23 protein-coding genes are annotated in these 26,269 nt (G+C 69.8%); 18 read left to right on the top strand and 5 right to left on the bottom strand.

Annotated features, from left to right (window positions below; all coding sequences use genetic code 11):
- Nucleotides 1-165: 165 nt before the first annotated feature.
- From xseA to ACFVWD_RS21545, 3 genes are all read left to right on the top strand, one after another.
- Entirely contained in the window at nucleotides 166-1,374 is a 1,209-nt protein-coding gene (xseA, locus tag ACFVWD_RS21555) for an exodeoxyribonuclease VII large subunit (protein WP_389598105.1), read from the top strand.
- Nucleotides 1,375-1,383: 9 nt separating this feature from the next.
- Entirely contained in the window at nucleotides 1,384-1,629 is a 246-nt protein-coding gene (locus tag ACFVWD_RS21550; RefSeq protein WP_168510861.1) for an exodeoxyribonuclease VII small subunit, read from the top strand.
- Nucleotides 1,630-1,914: 285 nt separating this feature from the next.
- On the top strand, nucleotides 1,915-2,505 hold the full coding sequence (locus ACFVWD_RS21545) for a malonic semialdehyde reductase (RefSeq protein ID WP_389598104.1): 591 nt from the start codon (nucleotides 1,915-1,917) through the stop codon (nucleotides 2,503-2,505).
- A gap of 189 nt (nucleotides 2,506-2,694) precedes the next feature.
- On the opposite strand, the gene ACFVWD_RS21540 is transcribed toward ACFVWD_RS21545, so the two are convergent.
- A complete protein-coding gene (locus ACFVWD_RS21540; RefSeq protein WP_389598102.1) occupies nucleotides 2,695-3,213 on the bottom strand; it encodes a DUF4245 domain-containing protein in 519 nt (172 codons plus the stop codon).
- A 126-nt stretch (nucleotides 3,214-3,339) separates the two neighbouring features.
- Here ACFVWD_RS21540 and glpX point away from each other — a divergent pair, with 126 nt between their 5' ends.
- Nucleotides 3,340-4,374 carry a class II fructose-bisphosphatase gene (glpX, locus tag ACFVWD_RS21535; protein WP_389598101.1) on the top strand — a complete coding sequence of 345 codons (1,035 nt, stop codon included), beginning with the start codon at nucleotides 3,340-3,342 and terminating at the stop codon, nucleotides 4,372-4,374.
- Nucleotides 4,375-4,607: 233 nt separating this feature from the next.
- Here glpX and ACFVWD_RS21530 read toward each other — a convergent pair whose 3' ends face one another.
- Nucleotides 4,608-4,979, bottom strand: coding sequence for a WhiB family transcriptional regulator (locus tag ACFVWD_RS21530; RefSeq protein ID WP_075028724.1), 372 nt, complete (start codon nucleotides 4,977-4,979; stop codon nucleotides 4,608-4,610).
- Nucleotides 4,980-5,178: 199 nt separating this feature from the next.
- Nucleotides 5,179-5,871: a DUF1707 domain-containing protein gene (locus tag ACFVWD_RS21525; RefSeq protein ID WP_389598099.1), complete on the bottom strand. Its 693-nt coding sequence runs from the start codon at nucleotides 5,869-5,871 to the stop codon at nucleotides 5,179-5,181.
- Nucleotides 5,872-6,048: 177 nt separating this feature from the next.
- On the opposite strand from ACFVWD_RS21525, the gene ACFVWD_RS21520 reads away from it, so the two are divergent.
- From ACFVWD_RS21520 to ACFVWD_RS21490, 7 genes are all read left to right on the top strand, one after another.
- Complete coding sequence (locus ACFVWD_RS21520; RefSeq protein ID WP_389598097.1) at nucleotides 6,049-7,719, top strand: fumarate hydratase; 1,671 nt, start codon at nucleotides 6,049-6,051, stop codon at nucleotides 7,717-7,719.
- A gap of 177 nt (nucleotides 7,720-7,896) precedes the next feature.
- Nucleotides 7,897-8,397, top strand: a complete 501-nt coding sequence (locus ACFVWD_RS21515; protein WP_389598095.1) for an SH3 domain-containing protein — start codon at nucleotides 7,897-7,899, stop codon at nucleotides 8,395-8,397.
- Nucleotides 8,398-8,636: 239 nt separating this feature from the next.
- Entirely contained in the window at nucleotides 8,637-9,515 is an 879-nt protein-coding gene (locus ACFVWD_RS21510) for a DUF2690 domain-containing protein (protein WP_389598094.1), read from the top strand.
- Between the two features lie 80 nt (nucleotides 9,516-9,595).
- Nucleotides 9,596-10,996, top strand: coding sequence for a class II fumarate hydratase (locus tag ACFVWD_RS21505; RefSeq protein ID WP_389598092.1), 1,401 nt, complete (start codon nucleotides 9,596-9,598; stop codon nucleotides 10,994-10,996).
- A 126-nt stretch (nucleotides 10,997-11,122) separates the two neighbouring features.
- Entirely contained in the window at nucleotides 11,123-11,815 is a 693-nt protein-coding gene (locus ACFVWD_RS21500) for a DUF402 domain-containing protein (RefSeq protein ID WP_389598090.1), read from the top strand.
- 319 nt (nucleotides 11,816-12,134) lie between these two features.
- Nucleotides 12,135-14,300, top strand: coding sequence for a SpoIIE family protein phosphatase (locus tag ACFVWD_RS21495; RefSeq protein WP_389598088.1), 2,166 nt, complete (start codon nucleotides 12,135-12,137; stop codon nucleotides 14,298-14,300).
- Nucleotides 14,301-14,433: 133 nt separating this feature from the next.
- On the top strand, nucleotides 14,434-15,897 hold the full coding sequence (locus ACFVWD_RS21490; RefSeq protein WP_389598086.1) for a catalase: 1,464 nt from the start codon (nucleotides 14,434-14,436) through the stop codon (nucleotides 15,895-15,897).
- Between the two features lie 63 nt (nucleotides 15,898-15,960).
- Here the strand turns inward: ACFVWD_RS21490 and ACFVWD_RS21485 are convergent, their stop codons facing one another.
- Nucleotides 15,961-18,261 carry a transglycosylase domain-containing protein gene (locus ACFVWD_RS21485; RefSeq protein ID WP_389598085.1) on the bottom strand — a complete coding sequence of 767 codons (2,301 nt, stop codon included), beginning with the start codon at nucleotides 18,259-18,261 and terminating at the stop codon, nucleotides 15,961-15,963.
- Between the two features lie 356 nt (nucleotides 18,262-18,617).
- On the opposite strand from ACFVWD_RS21485, the gene ACFVWD_RS21480 reads away from it, so the two are divergent.
- The 5 genes from ACFVWD_RS21480 (at nucleotide 18,618) to ACFVWD_RS21460 (ending at nucleotide 23,762) form a co-directional block, all read left to right on the top strand.
- Nucleotides 18,618-19,568 (top strand): SPFH domain-containing protein, encoded by a 951-nt coding sequence (locus tag ACFVWD_RS21480; protein ID WP_389598084.1) that lies wholly within the window; start codon nucleotides 18,618-18,620, stop codon nucleotides 19,566-19,568.
- A complete protein-coding gene (locus ACFVWD_RS21475) occupies nucleotides 19,565-19,837 on the top strand; it encodes a hypothetical protein (protein ID WP_101400411.1) in 273 nt (90 codons plus the stop codon). Before ACFVWD_RS21480 ends, ACFVWD_RS21475 begins: the two co-directional genes overlap by 4 nt.
- Before the next feature lie 372 nt (nucleotides 19,838-20,209).
- Nucleotides 20,210-20,734 carry a PadR family transcriptional regulator gene (locus ACFVWD_RS21470; RefSeq protein WP_101400410.1) on the top strand — a complete coding sequence of 175 codons (525 nt, stop codon included), beginning with the start codon at nucleotides 20,210-20,212 and terminating at the stop codon, nucleotides 20,732-20,734.
- The gene (locus ACFVWD_RS21465; RefSeq protein WP_095852792.1) at nucleotides 20,731-21,417 is read left to right on the top strand and encodes an ABC transporter ATP-binding protein; all 687 of its coding nucleotides are present in this window, start codon (nucleotides 20,731-20,733) and stop codon (nucleotides 21,415-21,417) included. The genes ACFVWD_RS21470 and ACFVWD_RS21465 overlap by 4 nt, the downstream gene beginning before the upstream one ends.
- Entirely contained in the window at nucleotides 21,414-23,762 is a 2,349-nt protein-coding gene (locus ACFVWD_RS21460) for an ABC transporter permease (protein ID WP_389598082.1), read from the top strand. The genes ACFVWD_RS21465 and ACFVWD_RS21460 overlap by 4 nt, the downstream gene beginning before the upstream one ends.
- Before the next feature lie 22 nt (nucleotides 23,763-23,784).
- Here ACFVWD_RS21460 and ACFVWD_RS21455 read toward each other — a convergent pair whose 3' ends face one another.
- Entirely contained in the window at nucleotides 23,785-24,738 is a 954-nt protein-coding gene (locus ACFVWD_RS21455) for a LysR substrate-binding domain-containing protein (RefSeq protein WP_352046034.1), read from the bottom strand.
- A 251-nt stretch (nucleotides 24,739-24,989) separates the two neighbouring features.
- Here ACFVWD_RS21455 and ACFVWD_RS21450 point away from each other — a divergent pair, with 251 nt between their 5' ends.
- Together ACFVWD_RS21450 and ACFVWD_RS21445 are read left to right on the top strand one after the other, a co-directional pair.
- Nucleotides 24,990-25,544, top strand: a complete 555-nt coding sequence (locus ACFVWD_RS21450) for a peroxiredoxin (protein WP_389598080.1) — start codon at nucleotides 24,990-24,992, stop codon at nucleotides 25,542-25,544.
- Nucleotides 25,545-25,550: 6 nt separating this feature from the next.
- Nucleotides 25,551-26,084 (top strand): alkyl hydroperoxide reductase, encoded by a 534-nt coding sequence (locus ACFVWD_RS21445; RefSeq protein WP_101400409.1) that lies wholly within the window; start codon nucleotides 25,551-25,553, stop codon nucleotides 26,082-26,084.
- Nucleotides 26,085-26,269 lie beyond the last annotated feature (185 nt).

The following is a 26,269-nucleotide window of genomic DNA, read 5'->3' as shown; positions in this document are numbered from 1 at the left end:
CGGTGCGGTGTGGTTGGCCTTGGGGGCGGGGTGCTGCCGGCCCGACGGGGTCGCGTCCGCGTGTAGCGGGGGCTGCTTCGGCGCTCCGCGCCAGGAAAACCACGGCGCTCCGCGCCAAGAACGCGTGCGGGCTTCGTGTCAGTGGGGGCCGTTAGTCTCGGGCGCATGGCTCTCAACACGTCCGCGGACGCCCCACTGCCCGTCGGTGAGGTGTCGCGGCTCATCGGAGGGTGGATCGACCGGCTCGGCGCGGTGTGGGTCGAGGGGCAGATCACCCAGTTGTCGCGGCGCCCCGGCGCGGGCGTCGTCTTCCTGACCCTGCGCGACCCGTCGTACGACATCTCGGTGAGCGTCACCTGCTACCGGCAGGTGTTCGAGGCGGTGGCGGACGTGGTGAGCGAGGGCGCCCGCGTCGTCGTCCTGGCGAAGCCGGAGTGGTACGCGCCGCGCGGGCAGCTGTCGCTGCGGGCCACCGAGATCAAGCCGGTCGGCGTCGGAGAACTCCTCGCGCGCCTCGAACAGTTGAAGAAGTCCCTGGCGAGCGAGGGGCTGTTCGCGGCCGATCGCAAGAAGGCCCTGCCGTTCCTGCCGCAGCTCATCGGACTGGTGTGCGGGCGGGCGTCGGCGGCCGAGCGGGACGTGCTGGAGAACGCGCGGCACCGCTGGCCGGCCGTCCGCTTCGAGGTGCGCAACGTCCCCGTGCAGGGGGTGCACGCGGTGCCGCAGGTCGTGCAGGCCGTGAAGGAGCTGGACGCGCTCGACGCCGTGGACGTGATCATCGTGGCGCGCGGCGGCGGCAGCGTGGAGGACCTGCTGCCGTTCTCGGACGAGCAGCTCGTACGGGCGGTCGCGGCCTGTCGTACGCCGGTCGTGTCGGCCATCGGGCACGAGCCCGACAACCCGTTGCTGGACTTCGTGGCCGACCTGCGCGCGTCCACGCCGACGGACGCGGCCAAGAAGGTCGTGCCGGACGTCGGGGAGGAGTACGAGCGGGTGCGGTTCCTGCGGGACCGGGCGCGGCGGAGTGTCCAGTCCTTCATCGACCGGGAGGAGCGCGGGCTCGCGCACGCGCTGGCCCGGCCCTCGATAGAGGATCCGCACCGGATGGTCGACGAGCGCGCCGACCAGGTCGCCGCGCTGCTGGACCGCGGGCGGCGCACGCTCGGGCATCTGCTCGACCGCGCCGACTCGGAGCTGACGCACACCCACGCGCGTGTGGTGGCCCTCTCCCCCGCCGCGACCCTCCAACGGGGGTACGCGGTGCTCCAGAAGGCCGACGGTCATGTGGTCCGGGATCCGGACGAGCTGGCGCAGGGCGAGGCGCTGCGGGCGCGGGTCGCCGAGGGTGAATTCACGGTACGAGTCGATGCATAGGGTGGGCGCATGACCAGCAAGGTGGACGAGGCGCTCGGGTACGAGCAGGCGCGGGACGAGCTGATCGAGGTCGTACGCCGACTGGAGGCGGGCGGCACGACGCTAGAGGAGTCCCTGGCGCTCTGGGAGCGGGGCGAGGAGCTGGCGAAGGTCTGCCGCCGCTGGCTGGAGGGCGCACGGGCCCGCCTGGACGCGGCGCTGGCCGAGGAGGAGTCGGAGGGCGGGGACGGAGACGGGGGCCGCGACTCCGAGTGACGTGACGACGCTCGCCCCCTTCCGCAACTGGTGACACCCGGCTTTCCGCAGCCGGTGACACCCGGCGGCATCCCCAGTGACACCCGGCCGCCGTCCCGCTCGGTGACGGCGGCCTCGTCGTTCCCCCGGAACCCTGGCTCCCGGAAGCGACCTCGTTCCCTCTCACTGCCTGTGAAGCGGATCACCTCACCCCGGTTTTGGTTGAACCTTAAACCTCCTCCGCGTACTGTCGGCATCGCCAGCCGATCCCCCCGGATCCACCGCACATCCCGAGAAGGTTTCTGAATGTCTCTCGTTCTTGACCCCGCCGCCCAGGACCTGCTGTTCCGCGAGGCCCGTACCGCCAACACGTTCACCGACGAGCAGGTGACCGACGAGCAGGTGCAGGCGATCTACGACCTGGTCAAGTACGGCCCGACCGCCTTCAACCAGTCGCCGCTGCGCATCACCCTGGTCCGCTCCGCCGAGGCCCGCGAGCGCCTGGTGCAGCACATGGCCGAGGGCAACCAGCCCAAGACCGCCACCGCGCCGCTGGTCGCGATCCTCTCCGCGGACAACGAGTTCCACGAGGAGCTCCCCGCCCTGTTCCCGCACTTCCCGCAGGCCAAGGACGTCTTCTTCGCCGAGCGCCCGGCCCGTGAGGGTGCCGCCGCGCTGAACGCCGCCCTGCAGGCCGCGTACTTCATCATCGGCGTCCGTGCCGCCGGCCTCGCCGCCGGCCCGATGACCGGTCTCGACTTCGCCGGCGTCCAGAAGGAGTTCCTGGACGACGACCACACCCCGCTGATGGTCGTCAACATCGGCAACCCGGGCGAGGACGCCTGGTTCCCGCGCTCCCCGCGCCTGGAGTTCGACCAGGTCATCACGACCGTCTGAGCTCCCGCGTACGCCCCGGCGCGTACGCGCACGAGAAGGGCCCCCGTCAATGGCGCCGGGGGCCCTTCTCACGTCTCACGTGGATGCATTACGCAGACGCATCACGACGCCACGACGCCACGACGCCACGACGCCACGACGCCACGACGCCACGACGCCACGACGTCACGACGTCACGACGTCATACAGTCACGACGTCTTCAGCGCCTCCGCCATCTTCGTCAGCTGCCCGAACGACGCCGTCCCGGTCACCACGGTGGTCGCCCCCTTGGCCTTGAGCACGAGGGCGTCGTACTTGTCGCCCTCGTACCGCTGCCACGTCGCGTCACCGATCCGCTGGGTGGCCTTCGTCTCCTTGGCGCCCTGGCTGGCCGAGTCGACGAAGACGGCCGCGGGCTGAGTCGACTGCTCGACCGCCACGTACTGACCGTCGGGGTCGTGGAAGCCCAGGTGCCAGGCATCGAACTCGGTGCCGTCGTACCGCACCGAGGTCGCCTTCCACGCCGTCGGCAGACCCACGGGTGCCGCCACGGGATACGACGCCGCGCGGCGCGCCGTGAGCAGCTCGACGCGGTAGTCGACGCGCTTGAGAGGAGGCGCGGAGTCGTCGTGCGGGATGAAGATGTAGATCACGCCCGCCATGAGCCCGATCAGACCCAGGGAGAGAAGCATGTCCCGGACGCTCTGCTTGCCTTTCGTACCTGCCACGCCCCTATCGTCGCAGGTGCCCTGGCCTGCTCATCCGTGGGGCCCCCTGCTCATTTTGTCAGCCTGACGATAGAGTCGGGGGCACACCCTCATCCGGCCGTCGTCGTATCAGAAAGGTGCGTCTCGATGACCGAGAATCATCAGCTGCCGTCCGAACTCGAGGTCCCTTCCGAGGCCCCCGACCGAAATCTCGCCCTGGAACTGGTCCGGGTCACCGAGGCCGCCGCGATGGCCGCGGGCCGCTGGGTAGGCCGCGGCGACAAGATCGGCGCCGACGGCGCCGCAGTCCGGGCCATGCGGACCCTCGTCTCCACCGTCTCGATGAACGGCGTCGTCGTCATCGGTGAAGGCGAGAAGGACGAGGCCCCGATGCTCTTCAACGGGGAGCGCGTGGGCGACGGGACCGGTCCCGAGTGCGACATCGCCGTCGACCCCATCGACGGGACCACGCTCACCGCCAAGGGCATGGAGAACGCGATCGCGGTGCTGGCCGCCGCCGACCGCGGCACCATGTTCGACCCGTCCGCGGTCTTCTACATGGACAAGCTGGTCACCGGGCCGGAGGCCGCCGACTTCGTCGACATCAACGCGCCCGTCTCGGTGAACATCCGCCGGGTCGCCAAGGCCAAGAAGTCCTCGCCCGAGGACGTCACCGTCGTGATCCTCGACCGACCGCGCCACGAGGGGATCATCAAGGAGATCCGCGAGACCGGCGCCCGGATCAAACTGATCTCCGACGGCGACGTCGCGGGCTCGATCCTCGCGCTGCGCGAGGGCACGGGCATCGACCTGCTCCTCGGCATCGGCGGTACGCCCGAGGGCATCATCTCCGCCTGCGCAGTGAAGTGCCTGGGCGGCACCATCCAGGGCAAGCTGTGGCCCAAGGACGACGCGGAGCGCCAGCGCGCTGTGGACGCCGGGCACGACCTCGACCGTGTGCTGTTCACCGACGACCTGGTCTCCGGCGAGAACGTGTTCTTCGTCGCCACCGGGATCACTGACGGGGAGCTGCTGCGCGGGGTGCGGTACCGGGCGGAGACCGCGACCACCGAGTCGATCGTGATGCGGTCCAAGTCGGGTACGGTCCGCCAGATTCGGTCGGAGCATCGGCTGAGCAAGCTGCGGGCGTACAGCGCGATCGACTTCGACCGAGCGAAGTAGCTCCGCGGGGGCGCTCCGCTGGAAGCGCCGGGGAACTGCGGGTTCGTGGGCCACTGCGGGTGCATCGTGGCCGGTCGTGCCCACGCGGCGGAGCCGCAAATGTCAGAGCCCCGCGCCCCTTACGCGGGCGCTTGCCTTACGAGGCGCGTAAAGAAGTACGTACGGCAAAAAGAAGTACGTACGGCAAAGGGGCCGGCCCTGTGCGGAGGGCGGCCCCTTTGGCGTACGTACGATCAGCCGGCCGCGGCTATCGTGCCGCGGGCGGCCTTCTTGAGTTCCAGGTCGCGGCGGCGGCGCCGGGCGAGCACCACGCGGCGCTCGGCGGCGGTGAGGCCGCCCCACACTCCGTACGGCTCGGGTTGCAGCAGCGCGTGTTCGCGGCACTCGACCATGACGGGACAGCGGGCGCAGACGCGCTTCGCCGCCTCCTCGCGGGACAGCCGGGCGGCCGTGGGCTCCTTGGAGGGCGCGAAGAACAGGCCGGCCTCGTCCCTGCGGCACACCGCCTCCGTGTGCCATGGGGCTTCCTGATCCCTGTCCCGCACTGGCGCCCGCTGGGCCGGAACGGCAGCTACCTGCAGGGACTGATGCGGCGGTTGCAGCACGGTCTACTCCTGACGACGGCTTCGCGGGCGTGCCGGGCACCGCGGGAAGTCCCACAGCGCCCTCCAAGAGGCGATGCAGCAAGCCCTACCCGCTGTGCGCGCGCCTATGCACTGAGTTCCCAAGAGCGGAGCCGGTCGTTCAAAACGGGGCGCGGGTGAGTGGACCAATGCGCCCCGCGCGCCGTCGCGTTCACAGGCGTCAACGGTCGAGGTGTTTGCGCAGAGTCCTGTCCACCCGGTCCATCGTGCGGTCGAGGATGTCGGCGACGAGCTTGCCGCGCTTGGGCCGCGCCTCGATGTTCCCCAGCACCGCGAAGCCTTCGACGTAGACCACGGGGGCGTCGGGGTCGCCCGCGTCCGTGGTGTGCGTCTCGAAGTTGCCGAGGACTCCGCCGCCGCTGCCGCGCAGCGAGACGTTCTCCGGGACCTTGATCTCGACGTTGCCGAAGACCGATATCGCCTTGATCACGACCTGCTGGTACTCGAAGATCGCCTCGCTGAGGTCGATGTCGACGGAGCCGAAGACGGCGTAGGCGTGGATGCGGCGCCCGGCGCGCCAGCGGCCCTTGCGCACGGCGGCGCTGAACACCGCCACCACGTTCTCGTCGGCCTCGGCCGGGATACCGCCCGGCTGGGGGCGGTTGGGCACGGACGTGTACGCGGGGGTCGCGCGGCCCGCGCGCGCGGCGGGCAGGTCCTGGACGAACCGGTCGAGCTCTCCCACCGTCTTCGTGGCCAGCACCCCCTCGACCCGCTCGGCATGCTCGTCGGCGGTGAGGCGCCCCTCGGCGAGGGCATCGCGCAGAATGTCGGCGATCCGGTCACGGTCGGCGTCGGAGGCCCGGAGTTCGGCGTCGGGGGCCCGGGTTTCGGTGCGCTTCTGAAGGTCCACGGCAGCAGCGTACCCAAACGCGATAGATCGCGACTACCCCTTCTCGCGACCTGTGGAAAACCGGCCCTTCACACCAACTGAGCCTTACCTCACAGACTCACCGTCCGCGCCAGGTTCTACGCTGGTGGACGCTGCCAATGGAGGCATGCCGCTGTCTGCCGAGTGAGGAATGGGCTAGTGCCTGAGTTCGCGTACACCGATCTGCTCCCCCAGGGAGAGGACACCACCCCCTACCGGCTGGTGACCTCCGAGGGTGTCTCCACCTTCAAGGCCGACGGGCGCACGTTCCTCAAGGTCGAGCCGGAGGCGCTGCGCAAGCTCGCCGCGGAGGCCATCCACGACATCCAGCACTATCTGCGGCCCGCGCACCTGGCGCAGCTGCGGCGCATCATCGACGACCCCGAGGCGTCCGGCAACGACAAGTTCGTCGCCCTGGACCTGCTGAAGAACGCGAACATCGCGGCCGCCGGCGTGCTGCCCATGTGCCAGGACACCGGCACCGCGATCGTCATGGGCAAGCGCGGGCAGAACGTGCTCACCGAGGGCGGCGACGAGGAGGCCCTCTCGCACGGCATCTACGACGCGTACACCAAGCTGAACCTGCGCTACTCGCAGATGGCTCCGCTCACCATGTGGGAGGAGAAGAACACCGGGTCCAACCTTCCGGCGCAGATCGAGCTGTACGCGACCGACGGCGGCGCCTACAAGTTCCTGTTCATGGCCAAGGGCGGCGGTTCGGCCAACAAGAGCTTCCTGTACCAGGAGACGAAGGCCGTTCTGAACGAGGCCTCCATGATGAAGTTCCTGGAGGAGAAGATCCGTTCGCTGGGCACGGCCGCCTGCCCGCCGTACCACCTGGCGATCGTGGTCGGCGGTACGAGCGCCGAGTACGCCCTGAAGACCGCGAAGTACGCCTCCGCGCACTACCTGGACGAGATCCCGGCCGAGGGCTCGGAGCTCGGGCACGGCTTCCGGGACAAGGACCTGGAGCAGAAGGTCTTCGAGCTGACCCAGAAGATCGGCATCGGCGCGCAGTTCGGCGGCAAGTACTTCTGTCACGACGTGCGCGTGGTGCGTCTGCCGCGGCACGGCGCGTCCTGCCCCGTCGCGATCGCGGTGTCCTGCTCCGCCGACCGTCAGGCCGTCGCGAAGATCACCGCCGAGGGCGTGTTCCTGGAGCAGTTGGAGACCGACCCCGCGCGCTTCCTGCCGGAGACCACGGACGAGCACCTGGACTCCGCCGGGGACGACGTCGTGCGGATCGACCTGAACCAGCCGATGGACGACATCCTCGCCGAGCTGACGAAGTACCCGGTCAAGACCCGGCTCTCGCTCTCCGGCCCGCTCGTCGTGGCGCGCGACATCGCGCACGCCAAGATCAAGGAGCGGCTGGACGCGGGCGAGGAGATGCCGCAGTACCTGAAGGACCACCCGGTGTACTACGCCGGTCCGGCCAAGACCCCCGAGGGTTACGCGTCGGGTTCGTTCGGGCCCACCACCGCCGGCCGCATGGACTCCTATGTGGAGCAGTTCCAGGCCGCGGGCGGCTCCAAGGTGATGCTCGCGAAGGGCAACCGTTCCGCGCAGGTCACAGGCGCGTGCGACGCGCACGGCGGCTTCTACCTCGGCTCCATCGGCGGCCCCGCCGCGCGGCTCGCCCAGGACTGCATCAAGAAGGTCGAGGTCGTCGAGTACGAGGAGCTCGGCATGGAGGCCGTCTGGAAGATCGAGGTCGAGGACTTCCCGGCGTTCATCGTCGTCGACGACAAGGGCAACGACTTCTTCAATGACCCGGCGCCCGCCCCGACGTTCACGTCGATCCCGGTGCGGGGGCCTGGGCTGGCGTAGCGTCCCGGGACGCCAGAGGTGGCTGTTCGCTGCCTGGACGTGTCCCGCCACGCCCCGATGCTGTCCCACTTCGTCCCAGGAACGAGTGGGACAGCATTTTTGCGAGCTTTGCCGGAAACCCTCCGTGATGACCGGATCACAGCCTGTGTTCCGCAGGTCATCTCGGAGGGAAATCCCATGATTGGTCGCACCTTGCGCAACGGCCTGGTGGCCGCGATCGCGGCTGTCGCCGTCTTCCCGGTGACAGCCGTCGCCTCCGCCGCCCCGGCCGCTCCACACGTTCCCGCCCGGGGCGCCGCGTCCTCGCCGGTCGCGTCGTCGAGCTGGTTCCCGGCGTCCCCCCAGTCCTCGATCCCCGGCCTCCAGCGCGCCTCGCACGCCCTGTCACTGGCCCCGAGGCACCACCACAAGCACTACGTGATCACCCACACGCACCACCACGCCCGGCACGTCCTGGGTCGGGTGACCACCCGCCACACGCGTCTGCGCGTCCGGTCCGGTCCGGGTACCGGCTACCGGGTCGTCGGCTCGCGTCGGCCCGGCCGCGCGGTGACTCTCGTCTGCAAGAAGAACGGTTCCTCCGTCATGGGCAACTCGCGCTGGTACAAGCTCGCCCACGGCCGGGGCTACGTCTCCGCCCACTACGTCCGCAACAGCCGCGCCGTCCGCTGGTGCTGACGACCGCCCCGCCGCTCGCCTCCTGAGGTCCGGCGCCGGCCGGCGGGGCGAGGTCCGCCCCGCCGGCCCGGTAGGACAAGTCGATCAGCCGACGACCCCACTCCCCTGACGAAACAGCAGGTCAACTCCCCTTCATATTCGGTTCGCATTCGGGCGATCGGGGTGTGCCCGGGCACCGCGCGAGGGAACACATCAGGGCGGTCACCCCGGCAGGGCGAGGGAGCGAGAGGAAGAGCCACGTGAGGGTCAAGAGACAGCCGCTGCCCGACTCGTTGGACGAGACAGAACACAGCAACGCAGCACGTACAAAAACAGACCATATCGACACGGGGCACATCGGCACGGAGGACATCGACGAGGAGCAGCTGCTGATGGAGCGGCTCCGGTGCCTCAAGCAGCGGACGGGCCTGAGTCTGGCCGCGCTGGCCTCCGTCACCCCGTTCAGCAAGTCGACCTGGCACCGCTATCTGCGCGGCGATCAGTTTCCGCCGCGCTCGGCGGTCGAGTCGCTCGGCCGTCTGGCGGACACCGACCCGGGTCCTCTTCTCTCCCTGTGGGACGCCGCGTCCCGGGCCCAGTCAAGGGCGGCGACCCCGCCCCTGGGGGCCCCGGTCCCACAGGCCGCGGTTCCGGACGCGCCGGTTCGGGGCCGGCGCGTCCGGGGGTCCAACCGGGCCGTCATCGCCCTTGCGGCGATGGCGGCCACGGTGGTGGTCACCGCGGGCGCCGCCGACGTCCTCGACCCCGACCAGCCCGCGGCCCCCACGAGCGCCTCCTGCCGGGGCCGCGACTGCCAGGGGCAGTTCCCGACCTCCGAGGCCTGCGGCCGTGACGCGCGTACGGAGAGCACCGTCACACGCGCCGGGCAGGTCGTGCTGCTGCGCTTCTCCCCCTCGTGCGCGACGGTCTGGTCGGAGGTCCGCACCAGGACCGGCGGGGCGCGGGAGATCTCGATCAGATCCGACCAGGACGAGCTGTCCGCGGCCTACCGGGGCGACCCCTTGGACGGCTACAGCAGCCCGATGCTGGCCGCGTCGAGCCCGCGCGGGGCGGAGGCCTGCGCCAAGGTCGGCGGGACGTCGGCGTGCACCGGACCGCTCGGCGGCTCACGGAGCTGACTCCCCGGGAGAAACGGGAGCCGCCTTGCCGGGAACACGGGGCACGTCCGCGATGCTGTCCCCACTGGAGGTGATCGTCGATGGCCGACGAACAGGCAGCCCCGTACCGGATCGAGCACGACTCCATGGGTGAGGTCAGGGTGCCCGCGGACGCGAAGTGGCGGGCCCAGACCCAGCGGGCCGTGGAGAACTTCCCCGTCTCGGGTCAGCGTCTGGAGCGCGCGCACATCGAGGCGCTCGCGCTGATCAAGGGCGCGGCCGCCAAGGTCAACGCGCGGCTGGGGGTGGTCGACAAGGACGTGGCCGAGGCCGTCCAGGAGGCGGCGGGCGAGGTCGCCGAGGGGCGCTGGGACGCGCACTTCCCGGTGGACGTCTTCCAGACGGGTTCCGGAACGTCCTCCAACATGAACACCAACGAGGTCATCGCCACGCTCGCGACCGAGCGGCTCGGCAGGGACGTACACCCCAATGACCATGTGAACGCCTCGCAGTCGTCGAACGACGTGTTCCCGTCCTCGATCCACATCGCGGCCACCGCCGCCGTGACGCGGGATCTCGTTCCGGCCCTGGAACACCTCGCCGCCGCCCTGGAGCGGAAGGCCGAGGAGTTCGCGGACGTCGTGAAGTCGGGACGTACGCATCTCATGGACGCCACGCCGGTGACGCTCGGGCAGGAGTTCGGGGGGTACGCGGCGCAGGTGCGGTACGGCGTCGAGCGCCTCCGGGCCTCGCTGCCCCGGCTCGCCGAACTGCCGCTGGGCGGGACCGCCGTGGGCACCGGGATCAACACACCGCCCGGGTTCTCCGCGGCCGTCATCGCGGAGGTGGCGCGGGCCACCGGGCTGCCGCTCACCGAGGCCCGTGACCACTTCGAGGCGCAGGGCGCGCGGGACGGGATCGTCGAGACGAGCGGGCAGCTGCGGACCATCGCGGTCGGGCTGACGAAGATCGCCAACGATCTGCGGTGGATGGCGTCCGGTCCGCGCACCGGGCTCGCCGAGATCAGCCTGCCCGACCTCCAGCCCGGTTCCTCGATCATGCCCGGCAAGGTGAATCCGGTCATTCCCGAGGCTGTGCTGATGGTCGCGGCCCAGGTGATGGGCAACGACGCGACGGTCGCCGTCGCCGGGGCCGCCGGCAACTTCGAGCTGAACGTCATGCTTCCGGTCATCGCGAAGAACGTCCTGGAGTCCGTCCGGCTCCTCACCAACGTCTCGCGCCTGCTCGCCGACCGCACCGTCGACGGGATCGTCGCCCACCGCGAACGGGCCCGCGAGTACGCCGAGTCCTCGCCGTCGGTCGTGACACCGCTCAACAAGTACATCGGCTACGAGGAGGCCGCCAAGGTGGCCAAGAAGGCACTGGCGGAACGCAGGACGATCCGCCAGGTCGTCCTGGAGTCCGGGTACGTGGAGCGCGGTGACCTCACCCTGGAACAGCTGGACGAGGCGCTCGATGTCCTGAGGATGACGCAACCGTAAACGGCGTTCACCTCCCGGATGACCTTGGAAGCCATTGGATGACGCCGTCGTTACGTCATTCGCTCCATGGCGCGAACCGTGACGCGCACCGCAGCGTCGTATGCCTGTGGCACCTAATATCTGGTCATGGCAGAGGGTGGAGCGGTGAGGCGAGTGGCGGCGGGCGGGTCGACGGTGTACTGGGCCCCCGGGAGTCACATTCTGTGGCGGTACCGGGAGAACGCCGGTGAGCAGTTCCACATCTGCCGCCCCGTGACCGTCGTACGGGACGACGAGGAACTGCTCGCGGTGTGGATGGCGCCCGGCACGGAGTGTGTGAAGCCCGTGCTCGCCGACGGTACGCCGGTGCACGGAGAACCGCTGGAGTCCCGCTACACCAAGGCGCGAACGGTGCAGCGGGGCCGCTGGTTCGGCAACGGAGTGCTGAAGCTGGCACGGCCCGGCGAGCCCTGGTCGGTGTGGCTGTTCTGGGAACCGGGCTGGCGGTTCAAGAACTGGTACGTGAACCTGGAGGCGCCGCTCGCCCGTTGGGAGGGCGGGGTCGACTCCGAGGATCACTTCCTGGACATCTCCGTGCACCCGGACCGCAGTTGGAACTGGCTCGACGAAGACGAGTTCACACAGGCGCAACGGGCCGGATTGATGGATACTCAACTGGCCGCACAGGTAAGAAAGGCAGGGCACTGCGCGGTGGAGGTGATCCGTGCCTGGGGCGCGCCGTTCTCGGACGGCTGGCAGCAATGGCGCCCGGATCCCGCCTGGCCGGTTCCTTCCCTGCCGGATGACTGGGACCGTACGCCCGCGCACGTGTCCTCATGAGACCCTTGATGCGCCCCCGTGGTACAACCGTAGGATCGTCCTCCGCAAGGGCGCACAGCAGCAACTCCCGCAGCATGCGCTGAGCTTGACCATACGTCACCGAGGGGCGGCAGGACGTGAGCGAGGGGTACGAGGGCCACGGCGGTACGGTCGGCGGACGGCCCACCGGGCCGCACAGGGCGTTCGGCCCGACGACGGCGTTCACGTCGGCGACGGGCAGGCCCCGTCCTGACGACGCGCAGATTCCGTTCCCGGGACACACATTCCGGGTATCGGGGCTGCGGGACGAACTGCACGCACGGCGCGCAGCCCCGGACGGATGGATTCGACACGCGTGACGGAGCACCCCACCTCGCACGAGCGCCGCCAGAGCGGCGCCGGCCGGCCCTCCACCCCCGCGGACCCCCGCGGGGCGCTCCTCCATACCCCGGAGCCGTTGCGCGCGCCCGGCGCATTACCCGCACAACCCGCCCGCACCGGCGACGCCTCCACCGGTTCCGCTCCGAGCACGCCCTGCGGCCAGCACGGATCGTCCGCCACGCAGGCGTCGGCGAGCACCGACACGCCGTCGCCCTCGGGCACCGGCGCGTCCACGCCGCCGCCCGCCTCCCCCGGGCCCGAGCACTCCCAGCCCTCGGCCAGCGAGCCCGACGCGCACCGCCCGCGCCCGGCTCCCGAGGGCATCCCGGCCCAGCCGGGCGTGGATGGGGACCGGCCGTCCGGGAACTCCACGGGCACGGACCGGCGTACCGGGCAGGGTCTGCCGCACGCGGGCCCGATGCCGATGCGGCGTGACGGGGACCGGCTGCGCTTCGTGGGCGCGGCGACCCGGCGGATCGCCCGCGGCATCGACCTGGACGAGATCGTCATGGGGCTGTGCCGGGCCACCGTGCCGACCTTCTCGGACGCGATCCTCGTCTATCTGCGCGACCCGCTGCCGGTCGGCGACGAGCGGCCCACCGGGCCCCTCGTGCTGCGGCTGCGGCGCACCGACCGGATCCCCGAGGAGCGGGACACCGAGAACGGCTTCATGCCCGCGCTGCGGCCCGAGCCGAACGAGCTTTCGGCGATGACGGCCGAGCTGTGCGAGGTGCGCCCCGGCGGCGCCCTCGCCGAGGTGCTGCGCGGCGTGCGCCCGGTCTTCGCGGACGCGCCCGCCGCCCGGGCCGCGCTGCCCGAGCTGCTCGGCGACGAGCTGATCGTGCCCACCGGCCAGCGCGCGATCCTCGCCCCGCTGCGCGGGCGGCGCCGGGTGATCGGCGCGGCGCTGTTCGTGCGCCGCCCCGAGCGGATGGCGTTCGAGACCGACGATCTGCTGGTCGCGGCCCAGCTCGCCACGCACAGCGCGCTCGGCATCGACAAAGCGGTGCTGTACGGCCGCGAGGCGTACATCGCCGACGAGCTGCAGCGCACCATGCTGCCCGAGACACTGCCGCGCCCCACCGGAGTGCGGCTGGCCTCGCGCTATCTGCCGGCCGCGGAGACCGCGCGGGTCGGCGGCGACTGGTACGACGCGATCCCGCTGCCGGGCAGCCGCGTCGCCCTCGTCGTCGGTGACGTCATGGGCCACTCGATGACCTCGGCCGCGATCATGGGCCAGCTGCGCACCACCGCGCAGACCCTCGCCGGGCTCGACCTGCCCCCGCAGGAGGTGCTGCACCACCTGGACGAGCAGGCCCAGCGCCTGGGCACCGACCGCATGGCGACCTGTCTGTACGCCGTCTACGACCCGGTCGCGCACCGGATCACCATCGCCAACGCGGGCCATCCGCCGCCGGTGCTGCTGCACCTGGGCGGCCGGGCCGAGGTGCTGCGGGTGCCGCCGGGCGCCCCCATCGGCGTAGGAGGAGTGGATTTCGAGGCGGTCGAGCTGGACGCGCCCGCCGGGGCGACGCTCCTGCTGTACACGGACGGCCTGGTCGAGTCGCGCCTGAGGGACGTGTGGACCGGCATAGAGCAGCTGCGCGAGAAGCTCGCCGCCACCGCGCAGCTCACCGGCCCGGACCATCCGCCGCCGCTGGAAGCGCTCTGCGACGAGGTCCTGGACATGCTCGGTCCGGGCGACCGGGACGACGACATCGCGCTGCTCGCCGCCCGCTTCGACGGGATCGCGCCGAGCGATGTGGCGTACTGGCACCTGGAGCCGGAGGACGCGGCCCCCGGCCGGGCCCGGCGCCTGGCCCGCCGGGCGCTGTCCCGCTGGGGCATGGAGGACATGAGCGACTCCGTGGAGCTGCTGGTCAGCGAGGTCGTCACCAACGCCGTGCGCTATGCGTCACGCCCGGTCACCCTCCGTCTGCTGCGCACGGACGTACTGCGCTGCGAGGTGGGCGACGACGTGCCGCAGCTGCCCAGGCTGCGGCAGGCGCGCGCCACGGACGAGGGCGGGCGTGGCCTGTATCTGGTCAACAAACTGGCCAGACGGTGGGGCGCCACACGTCTGAGCACCGGAAAGGTGGTCTGGTTCGAACTGAGCCGAGGCTGAATGGGCCGGGGGCCGAGGGGTACGCGATCCACCTCGCCCCACGGCGGCCCGGTTGCCGACATCCTGTCGGCAGAGTTGACTGCTGAGGTGAGCGAAGCGATCTGACGACTCTCTTCTTGACGGGAGGACGCTCGTGACGCAGGCACCCCAGAAGGCTCCGTACACCACGAACAACGCCGGCATTGCGGTGGAGAGCGACGAACACTCGCTGACCGTCGGTCCCGACGGCCCGATCCTGCTCCAGGACCACTACCTCATCGAGAAGATGGCCCAGTTCAACCGGGAGCGGGTCCCCGAGCGTGTGGTGCACGCCAAGGGCAGTGGCGCATACGGGTTCTTCGAAGTAACCAACGATGTCAGCCAGTTCACCAAGGCCGACCTTTTCCAGCCGGGCAAACGCACCGAGATGCTGGCCCGTTTCTCCACCGTGGCCGGCGAGCAGGGTTCGCCCGACACCTGGCGCGACCCGCGTGGCTTCGCGCTCAAGTTCTACACCGAGCAGGGCAATTACGACCTGGTGGGCAACAACACCCCGATCTTCTTCGTGCGCGACACGATCAAGTTCCAGGACTTCATCCGCTCGCAGAAGCGCCGCCCCGACAACGGGCTGCGGGACAACGACATGCAGTGGGACTTCTGGACGCTCTCGCCCGAGTCGGCGCACCAGGTGACCTATCTGATGGGCGACCGGGGCATCCCGAAGACCTACCGCAACATGAACGGCTACGGCTCCCACACCTACATGTGGATCAACGGCGCCGGTGAGCGGTTCTGGGTGAAGTACCACTTCAAGACCGACCAGGGCATCGACTTCCTCACCCAGGCGGAGGCCGACGAGCTGGCCGGTACGGACCCGGATCTGCACCGCATGGACCTCTACAAGGCGATCGAGTCCGGGAACGCGCCGACCTGGAGCCTGAAGGTCCAGATCATGCCGTTCGAGGACGCGGCGGACTACCGCTTCAACCCCTTCGACCTGACCAAGGTCTGGCCGCACGGGGACTATCCGCTGATCGACGTCGGCCGGATGACCCTCGACAGGAACCCCGAGGACTACTTCATCCACATCGAGCAGGCCGCCTTCGAGCCGTCCAACCTGGTGCCGGGCGTCGGCCCCTCGCCGGACAAGATGCTGCTCGGCCGGCTGTTCTCCTATCCGGACACACACCGGTACCGGATCGGCCCGAACTACGCCCAGCTGCCGCCGAACCGTCCGCACGCCCCGGTGAACTCGTACGCCAAGGACGGCCCGATGCGCTACGAGCCGTCGCTCGCGGCCCGCCCGTACGCGCCCAACTCCTACGGCGGCCCCGCGGCCGACTTCTCCCGCTTCGGCGACCCGGCGAGCTGGGAGGCGACGGGCGAGCTGGTGCGCGAGGCGTACAAGCTGCACCGCGAGGACGACGACTGGGGCCAGCCGGGCACGATGGTCCGCCAGGTCCTCGACGACGCGGCCCGCGACCGCCTGGTCTCGAACGTCAGCGGCCACCTGAAGGCCGACGTCTCCCGTCCGGTCCTGGACCGCGCCCTGCAGTACTGGCGCAACATCGACAAGGAACTGGGCGACCGGATCGCCCACAACGTCAACGGAGGCTGAACACTCCACAGCGCACGACAAGGGCGCGAAGACCGGCCGTACCGGTCTTCGCGCCCTTGTCGGTCACTGCTGGTTGTTCGGGTTGAACGGGTCCGCTGGTGTGATCTCGTCGGTCGGGGTCCCCGTCGGAGTGGTCGGTGGTGTCGTCGCCGGGGTGGTCGGGGGCTCGGACGTCGGGGTCGGCGGCTCGCTGGTGGTGGGCGGCTCGCTCGTCGGCGGCTCGCTGGTCGGGGTCTGCGAGGGCGTGACGCTCGGCGTCTCGCTGATCGTCGGCGTGGTGCTGGGCTCCATCGCCGCGCCCTGGGTGGTGTCCAGGTCGAACGTGGTGACGCTGCCCATCGCGTTGAAGGTGTACGCCGCCCAGATCTGGGCCGGGAAGCCACCGCCGTTGACGCGGCCGCCGCCCGCGGCGCCCTTCAGGGAGACCTGCGTACCCTGCTTGACCACCTTGCCACCGGTGTCCTTGCGGTCCTTGGGGACCTCTCCGAACAGACCGACGGAGGTGACCAGGTTCGGCGTGTACCCGGTGAACCAGGCCGACTTGTTGTTGTCGGACGTACCCGTCTTGCCCGCGACCTGCTGGTCGTTGCGGTCGACCGCCTGGGCCACCGAGACCTGGGCCGTACCGTCGTTGACCACGCCGGTGAGCACCGAGGTGACCGTGTCGGCCGCCTGGGAGCTGATGACCGGGTCGCCGATCGGGTTCGGGAAGTCGACCTGGCTGTCCTTGTGCTCGGCCGAGGCGACGACGGCCGGGGTGACCTTGCGGCCGTGGTTGTCGAGGGTCGCGTAGATGCCCGCCATCTCCAGCGGGCTCGCGCCCATGGTGCCGAGGGTCTGCGCGGGCACCGCCTGCATGCCCTTGGTGTCCATGCCGAGCTTGCCGGCGACCTTGAGGACCTCGTCCATTCCGACGTCGACGCCCATCTGCGCGAAGACGGAGTTGATGGACTTGTTCATCGCGGTCTGGACGGTGACGTCGCCGTAGTTCTGGTCGTCCTCGTTGGGCGGCGCGAAGCCGATGCTGCTGCCCTTGACGGAGCGACCGCTGGTGCCGTCGTAGACCGTGTCCGCCGTGATGTCCTGGCCGTCCTGCGTCTTGGCCTGCTCGTCCAGGGCCGCCGCGAAGATCAGCGGCTTGAAGGTGGAGGCGGGCTGGTAGTCGCGGCGGGTCGCGTTGTTCACGTAGTGCTTGAAGTAGTCCTCGCCGCCGTACATCGCCACGACCTTGCCGGTCTTGGGGTCGACGGACGCGGCACCGGCCTCGACATCACCGTCGACCCTGCGCTCCTTGGCGTCCAGCTTGCCGGTGAGCTTCGTCTTGACGGCGACTTCCAGCTGCGTCTGCTTCTTCTTGTCGATGTTGAGCGTGATCGTCCAGCCGCCCGCGTCGACCAGCGCCTTGGCGTCCTCGTAGTTGGCGGCGGCACCCTTGGCCACCAGCCGGTTGGCCAGCGCGCTGTTGGCCGCGTCCACCAGATAGCCGGTCTGGCCCTCCATGCCGGGCACGCCCTTGGGGTCCTGCGGGGTCGGGAACTTCAGGGTCGCGCGCTTGGCGGCGGACAGCCAGCCCTCCTCGACCATGTTGTTGAGGGTGTAGTTCCAGCGGGCCGTGACCAGCCGCTTGCCGGTGGGCGTGGCGACACCCCAGTCGTACTGGCTCGGGGCCTGGAGCAGCGAGGCGAGGTACGCGCCCTGCTCGACCGAGAGCTCGCTCGCGTCCTCGCCGTAGTACGCCTGGGCCGCCGCCTGGATGCCGTAGGAGTTGCGGCCGTAGTAGCTGGTGTTGATGTAGCCCGCGAGGATGTCGTCCTTGGTCTGCTGACGGTCCACCTTCAGCGCGATGACCAGTTCCTTCAGCTTGCGCGTGACGGTCTGGTCCTGGGTGAGGTAGTAGTTCTTGACGTACTGCTGGGTGATCGTCGAACCACCCTGCTTGCCCTTGCCGGACAGGGTGTTGATCAGACCGCGGGCCGTGCCCTTGAGGTCGACGCCGGCGTCCTTGTAGAAGGACTTGTTCTCCGCGGCGACGAAGGTCTTCTGGACGTCCTTGGGCACCTTGTCCAGGCCGACGATCTCACGGTTGACCTTGCCCGTGCGGGCGAGCGTGCTGCCGTCGCTGTACTTGTAGATGTTGCTCTGCCGCTGTGCGTCCGCGTTGCCCTTGGGTATGGAGACGACCATGTAGAGCACGATGAAGGCGCCCATGCCGAGCAGGCAGAAGCCCAGGAAGGTGCCGAGGATCGTCTTCCAGTTCACGAACCGGCGTATGCCGGTGCGGCGGGGCTTTCCTCCGGACGAGGGCATGGCCGCCGCGCGGCGGCCACCGTGCTGCCGCGCTCGTCTCTCTTCCGCTCGTCCCATGGCTGCGTCCGCTCCGCTCGCTCTCGTGTCGCGCTCTCTTGTACGCGTGTCCTGCCGCGTTCACTCACGCGCTCGGGTGTCGCGTTCGTGTTCGCGCGTCACACAGGTTCGCCGCTGAGGTCAGCTCAGCAAACTAACACCACGCGCTATGACAAAGGGCTGCCGATCCGGTCTTTTGTGGACGTGACAATCAGCACGTACCACTCAGGACTTCGCATCCGCCCCATCTCAACCGACGACCTGGAGGGGTCGAAGGTTGCCCTTCCGGGTAAAGTGATATCACTTAGATAGGCCTGGATGGCCTTGAACGGGTGGGAGTCATACGGGCTTCCGCCGTACGAAAACGGGGGGCACCAATGCCAGAACACGACTCCACTCCCAGCGACACCACCCCTCTCGCGGATGTGCCGCGGATGACCGACCCGCGAGTACGGGAGTTCGCCGCACACAGCATCGGCGGCGGGCTCGCGCTGCTGTTCGGGCTGGTCGGGCTGCTGCTCGGCGCCGGCCTGATCGCGGCCGCCACGACGGTCGACGCCGGTGGGGCCAAGGCCGCGCTGATCGTTCCCGGCATCCTGATCGGCCTCGCCGCGTTCCTCGCGATGTGCGGGCTGAACACGGTGGCGCCCGGTGAGGCGCGGGTCGTCCAGCTCTTCGGGCGGTACCGGGGGACGATCCGCCAGGACGGGCTGCGCTGGGTGAACCCCTTCACCTCCCGCACGAAGATCTCGACCCGGGTACGCAACCACGAGACCGCCGTCCTCAAGGTCAACGACGCCTACGGCAATCCGATAGAGCTCGCCGCGGTCGTGGTCTGGAGGGTCGAGGACACCGCGCAGGCCACCTTCGAGGTCGACGACTTCCTGGAGTTCGTCGCCACGCAGACCGAGGCGGCCGTACGGCACATCGCGATCGAGTACCCCTACGACGCCCACGACGCGGACGGTCTCTCGCTGCGCGGCAACGCCGAGGAGATCACCGAGAAGCTCGCCGTCGAACTGCACGCGCGTGTGGAGGCGGCCGGGGTCTCGATCATCGAGTCGCGCTTCACGCATCTCGCGTACGCTCCCGAGATCGCCTCCGCGATGCTTCAGCGCCAGCAGGCCGGGGCGGTGGTCGCGGCGCGGCGGGAGATCGTGGACGGGGCGGTCGGGATGGTCGAGGCCGCGCTCGCCCGGATCACCGAGCGGGACATTGTGGAGCTGGACCCCGAGCGGAAGGCGGCGATGGTGTCGAACCTGTTGGTGGTGTTGTGCGGTGACCGGGCTCCGCAGCCCGTTCTGAACACGGGGTCTCTCTACCAGTGACGGATCCCTCCGGGGGGTCGGTCCCCGAGCGTCGGCCACAGCCGCAGCGGCAGCCGCAGCAGCGCAAGCAGGTTCTGCTGCGGCTGGATCCGCTCGTCCATGAAGCGCTGGCCCGGTGGGCGGCGGATGAGCTGCGCTCGGCGAACGCGCAGGTCGAGTATCTGTTGCGGCGGGCGCTTGCGGAGGCGGGGCGGTTGCCGGGTGGGGCGGGGCCGATTCCTCGGCGGGGGCGACCGGCCGCTTCCGCGACGGGGGAACCGGAGGAGTAGGCCCCGGCGCCCTCTGGGGGCCGGGGGTGATCCTTCGGCTGCGGGCCGGTGGGGGTTGATCGCGCAGTTCCCCGCGCCCCTGAGGGGCCTGAGGTCGCTTCTTCGGCTGCGGGCCGGTGGGGGCTGGGCGCGCAGTTCCCCGCGCCCCTGAGGGGCCTGAGGTCGCTTCTTCGGCTGCGGGCCGGTGAGGCTGGGCGCGCGGTCCCCGCGCCCCTAAAAGCTTCGGCCCCCGGAGATGGGACGGCGGGGGCGGGGAAATCGTGGTGACGGAACCGTGACAATCGAGGGTGACCTGCGCGGACGTGGGGTTCACCATGATCTATTCTCGGTGTGTATACGTGCGGTGTATACGCCGTGTGTAGAGTGCTCGGCATGTCCATCGGTCACACCCTCCTAGGACTCCTGGAGTCCGGGCCCCGTCACGGCTACGACCTGAAGCGGGCCTTCGACGAGAAGTTCGGTCACGACCGGCCGCTGCACTACGGCCAGGTCTACTCGACGATGTCGCGGCTGCTCAAGCACGGACTCGTCGAGGTCGACGGGATAGAGGCGGGCGGCGGCCCGGAGCGGAAGCGGTACGCGATCACCGACGCCGGGATCACCGACGTACAGCGGTGGCTCGCGACGCCGGAGAAGCCCGAGCCGTATCTGCAGTCGACCCTCTACACGAAGGTCGTCCTCGCACTGCTCACGCACCGGGACGCGTCCGAGATCCTCGACACCCAGCGGTCCGAGCACCTGCGGATGATGCGCATCCTGACGGACCGCAAGCGCAAGGGCGACCTCGCCGACCAGCTGATCTGCGACCACGCCCTCTTCCACCTGGAGGCCGACCTGCGGTGGCTGGAGCTCACCGCCGCGCGCCTCGAAAAACTCGCCGAGGCGGTAACCCGATGACCCCCGCAGGCTCCCTGCTCACGGCCCACGACCTGCGCAAGGCGTACGGCCCCACCAACGCCCTCGACGGCGCCGAGTTCTCCATCCACCCGGGCGAGGTCGTCGCCGTGATGGGCCCCTCCGGCTCCGGCAAGTCGACCCTCCTGCACTGCCTGGCCGGCATCGTGACACCGGACTCCGGGTCCATCGTCTACAACGGCCAGGAGATGGCGACCATGAACGACGCCCAGCGCAGCGCGCTGCGGCGCAGCGAGTTCGGGTTCGTGTTCCAGTTCGGGCAGCTCGTTCCCGAACTGACCTGCGTCGAGAACGTCGCCCTCCCGCTGCGGCTCAACGGCACCGGGCGCAAGGAGGCCGAGCGAACCGCCCTGTCCTGGATGGAACGGCTGGAGGTCGACGACCTCAAGGGCAAGCGGCCGGGCGAGATATCCGGCGGCCAGGGACAGCGGGTCGCCGTGGCCCGGGCACTGGTCACCAGCCCGCGCGTACTCTTCGCGGACGAGCCCACCGGAGCACTCGACTCCTTCAACGGCGAACGCGTGATGGATCTGCTCACCGAGGCGGCCCGCTCCACCAACGCCGCCGTCGTCCTCGTCACACACGAGGCACGGGTGGCCGCCTACTCGGACCGCGAGATCGTCGTACGCGACGGAAAGTCCCGCGACATGGAGCGGATCGTATGAGCGCCGCTCCCAGCGTCCGGCAGTGGTCCAGAGACCTGGCCATGGGCGCCAAGTTCGCCTTCACCGGCGGACGCGAAGGCTGGATGCGTGCGGTCCTCACGGCCGTCGGGGTCGGGCTCGGCGTCGCGCTGCTGCTGCTCACCACGGCGCTGCCGAGTGCGCTCCAGGCCCGCAGCGACCGCGAGAAGGCCCGTACGGACATCACGTTCACCGATGTGGGCATACCCAAGGCGTCCGATCGGACCCTTCTCGTCGCGGCCGTCGACGACACCTACCGCGACAAGGACATCCGCGGACGCGAGGTGCAACCCGAGGGGGCCCGGGCGCCGCTGCCGCCGGGGGTGAAGAAGATCCCGGCGCCGGGCGAGATGGTGGTCTCCCCCGCGCTGGCGGACCTGCTGAAGTCCGGCAGCGGGAAACTGCTGCGCGAGCGGCTGCCCTACCGCACCATCGGCACCATCGGGGAGCCCGGTCTCGTCGGCGCGAACGAACTCAGCTTCTACGCGGGCGCCGACAACCTCGCCCCGAGGATCGACGGCTCCAGAGTGACCCGTATCGACCACTTCGGGGAGCCCCTCGGACCGCCCGACAAACTGGACCCGGTACTCCTCCTCCTGATCATCGTCGTCTTCGTGGTACTGCTGCTGCCGGTCGGTGTCTTCATCGCCGCGGCCGTGCGCTTCGGCGGCGAGCGGCGCGACCGGCGGCTCGCGGCACTGCGCCTGGTCGGCTCCGACAGCCGGATGACCCGGCGGATCGCCGCGGGCGAGGCCCTCTCGGGCGCCGTCCTCGGGCTCGCCTTCGGCACGGTCTTCTTCCTGCTGGCCCGTCAACTGGCGGGATCCGTCGAGATCTTCGGCAAGAGCGTGTTCCCGAGCTATCTGAACCCCACGCCCGCACTGGCCGCCCTGGTCGCCGTCGCGGTGCCCGCGGCCGCGGTCCTCGTCACCCTGCTCGCACTGCGCGGGGTCGTCATCGAGCCGCTCGGAGTGGTCCGTGCGGCCAAGCCCGCGCGGCGCCGGCTGTGGTGGCGACTGCTGCTGCCGATCGGCGGACTCGCGATGCTCTACCCGATGATCGGCAAGGGCAACACCAGCGGAAACTTCAACCAGTACCTGGTGATCGGCGGTGTCCTGCTGCTCCTGATCGGCGTCACGGCGCTGCTGCCCTGGATCGTCGAAACGGTCGTCGCCCGGCTCGGGTCCGGCTCGGTGTCCTGGCAACTCGCCATCCGCAGACTCCAGTTGAGCAGCGGAACGGCGGCCCGCATGGTCAACGGCATCGCGGTCGCGGTGGCCGGCGCCATCGCCCTGCAAATGCTGTTCGCCGGGGTCGAGGGCGACTACACCAAGGACACGTCGAACGACCTCCAGCGGGCGCAGATGCAGATCCGCCTCCCGTACGACGTCCCGCTCGACCAGGCCCGCGAGCAGTTCGCGCGGACCAAGGGCGTACGACAGGTCACCGCGATCGGCACCGGTTCGCTGGGCGACCGGAAGCGCGACCCCAACACGTCCACGACCGTGACCGTCGGCAACTGCGCGTCGCTGCGCGAGGTGGCCACGCTGCCGACGTGCCGCGACGGCGACGTCTTCCTCGTCAAGGGCACCGACAGCGACCTGGACGCGCCGAAGCTCGGCAAGCCCGGCCGAACCCTCTACATCGACCCCTCCTACACCGAGAGCTTCAGGGGCAGGCAGGTCACCTGGACCGTGCCGCAGGACATCAAGGCAGCCCGGATCCGCACGGATGCGACGAACGGTCTGACCGGCGGCATCCTGTTCACCCCGAGCGCACTGCCGGCCGGGGCCGCACAGGCGATCGAGGGCGACGCCTACCTGCAGATCGACCAGTCGGTACCGGACGTCTACGACCTCGTTCGCAACACCACGGCGAAGCTCAGCCCGCTGGCCCACGCCTGGACCTGGGCGTCGACCGAGCAGGACAACCGCTACACCTCCATCCGCACCGGCCTGTCCGTCGGCGCGGCCTGCGTCCTGTTCCTGATCGGCGCGAGCCTGCTGGTCTCACAGCTGGAACAGCTGCGCGAGCGAAAGAAACTGCTCTCCGTCCTGGTCGCCTTCGGCACTCGACGCCGCACGCTGAGCCTGTCGGTGCTCTGGCAGACCGCGATCCCGATCGCGCTGGGTCTGTTGCTCGCTTCCGTGGTCGGTGTGACCCTGGGCGTGGTCCTGCAGAAGATGACGAGCGTCTCGGTGCGCGTGGACTGGCCGAGTCTGCTGTCGATGACCGGCATCGGCGCGGGAGTCGTCCTGCTGGTGACCGCACTCAGCCTGCCACCGCTGCTGCGCCTGATGCGGCCGGACGGACTGCGCACCGAGTGACGGGGCCCGTGGACCGGGACGCTCAGGCGTCCCGGTCCCACACCCGTACCGGCAGCGGTCGCAGCGCTTCTCGGAGCGCGGCGGCCAGTTCCTCGTACTCGCCGCCGCGCGCGGCCCCGGCGCGCATCGCCAGCGCGATCCGGCGGGTCGGCGCCGGGTCCGCGAAGTAGCCGGTCAGGAGCTGGTTGCTGCGGGTCGTCTCGACCTTGACGGCGGTGCGCGGCAGCAGGGTGCAGCCGAGGCCGCCGGCGACGAGCTGGACCAGGGTGGACAGGCCCGCGGCCGTGGTGGTGACCGGGGCGTCCTCCCGGCCCGCCTCCCGGCAGATGTCGAGGGCCTGGTCGCGCAGGCAGTGCCCCTCGTCGAGCAGGAGCAGATTGAGCTCGCGCAGGGCTTCGCGGGGGATGCCCTCCCGGCCGCCTAGCGAATGGTCGAGCGGGGTGACGAGCACGAAGTCCTCGTCGAACAGCGGGAGTTCGGTCATGCCGGGCACGCCGAGCGGAACGGCGAGCAGCAGCAGGTCGAGACGGCCGGAGGTCAGCCCGTCGAGGAGGTTGGCGGTCTGCTCCTCGTGGACCTGGAGGTCGAGGTCCGGGTAGCGGTCGTGGACCAGGTTGAGGACGGTGGGCAGGAGGTAGGGCGCGACGGTGGGGATGACGCCGAGGCGCAGCGCCCCGGTGAACGGCGCCCGCACCGCCTCCGCTTCCTCCATGAGCGCGCCGACCTCGTCCAGTACCGCCTTCGCGCGTACGGCGAGACGCTCGCCGGCGGGTGAGAGCAGCACCTTGCGGGTCGTACGCTCCAGGAGGGTCACGCCGAGCGTCTCCTCCAGGACGGAGACCGCGCCCGACAGCGCGGGCTGGCTCATGCCGATCGCGGCGGCGGCGTCACGGAAGTGCAGGTGTTCGGCCACGGCGGCGAAGGCGCGCAGCTGGGCGAGGCTCGGCTGACGGCGCCCGTTCCCCTTGGGGCTCATGACTCCCTTGCCGCTCATGGCTCCCTTGCCACTCACGGGGCCCTTGCCACTCATGGGGCCCTTGGAGCTTGCGTTGCCCATCGGGCCGGCCATGGTCGCACCTCTTACTCATAGTCACTGATAGTTGTAGTCGATCAACACGACCGAGTGTAGCTATTTCCGTAATCAATGCAGCGTGTGCCAACATCAGCATCGTCCAACCCCCGGGAAACGCCCCCAAAAAGGGCTTTTCCTCGCTGCAAGGAGAGCGCGTGCTCACTGTCGGTGACAAGTTCCCCGAGTTCGATCTGACCGCCTGTGTCTCGCTGGAGAAGGGCGAGGAGTTCCAGCAGATCAACCACAAGACCTACGAGGGTCAGTGGAAGGTGATCTTCGCATGGCCCAAGGACTTCACCTTCGTGTGCCCGACCGAGATCGCGGCCTTCGGCAAGCTGAACGACGAGTTCGCCGACCGTGACGCCCAGGTGCTCGGCTTCTCCGGCGACTCCGAGTTCGTGCACCACGCCTGGCGCAAGGACCACGACGACCTGCGTGACCTGCCCTTCCCGATGATGGCCGACTCGAAGCACGAGCTCATGCGGGACCTCGGCATCGAGGGCGAGGACGGCTTCGCCAAGCGTGCGGTGTTCATCGTCGACCAGAACAACGAGATCCAGTTCTCCATGGTGACCGCCGGTTCCGTCGGCCGTAACCCCAAGGAGGTCCTCCGGGTCCTCGACGCGCTCCAGACGGACGAGCTCTGCCCGTGCAACTGGACCAAGGGCGAGAACACCATCGACCCGGTGGCGCTCCTGGCGGGTGAGTAACCCTCCATGGCCCTCGACGTACTGAAGTCCGCCCTGCCGGACTACGCGAAGGATCTGCGTCTCAACCTCGGCTCGGTCATCGGCAACTCGGACCTTCCGCAGCAGCAGCTGTGGGGGACGGTGCTGGCGTGTGCGATCGCGGCGCGGTCGCCGCGGGTGCTGCGGGAGCTGGAGCCGGAGGCGAAGGCTCAGCTGTCGCCGGAGGCGTACACCGCCGCCAAGTCGGCTGCCGCGATCATGGCGATGAACAACGTCTTCTACCGCACGCGGCACCTGCTGTCGGACCCCGAGTACGGGACCCTGCGGGCCGGTCTGCGGATGAACGTCATCGGCAACCCCGGTGTCGAGAAGGTCGACTTCGAGCTGTGGTCGCTGGCGGTGTCCGCGGTGAACGGCTGCGGTCAGTGTCTTGACTCCCATGAGCAGGTGCTCCGCAAGGCGGGTGTCGATCGGGAGACGATCCAGGAGGCGTTCAAGATCGCTTCTGTGATCCAGGCGGTCGCCACGACGCTGGACGCCGAAGCCGTCCTCGCGGAGTAACCTCCGCCGCTTTACTCAGGCCCCGTTCACCCCGGTCGGGTGGGCGGGGCCTTGCTCAACCTGGGGGCTCCGCCCCCAGACCCCCGAGGTGGTTTCTTTGGCTGCGGGCGGGTGGGGGCTGGTCGCGCAGTTCCCCGCGCCCCTAAAAGCCTGGGGCGCCGGGGCGCAGCCCCGTGCCCCAGGGG

It is taken from the genome of Streptomyces sp. NPDC058086, assembly GCF_042885015.1.
In the GTDB taxonomy this organism is placed as follows: Bacteria; Actinomycetota; Actinomycetes; order Streptomycetales; family Streptomycetaceae; genus Streptomyces.
This window is presented reverse-complemented; position numbering and strand designations above follow the sequence as displayed.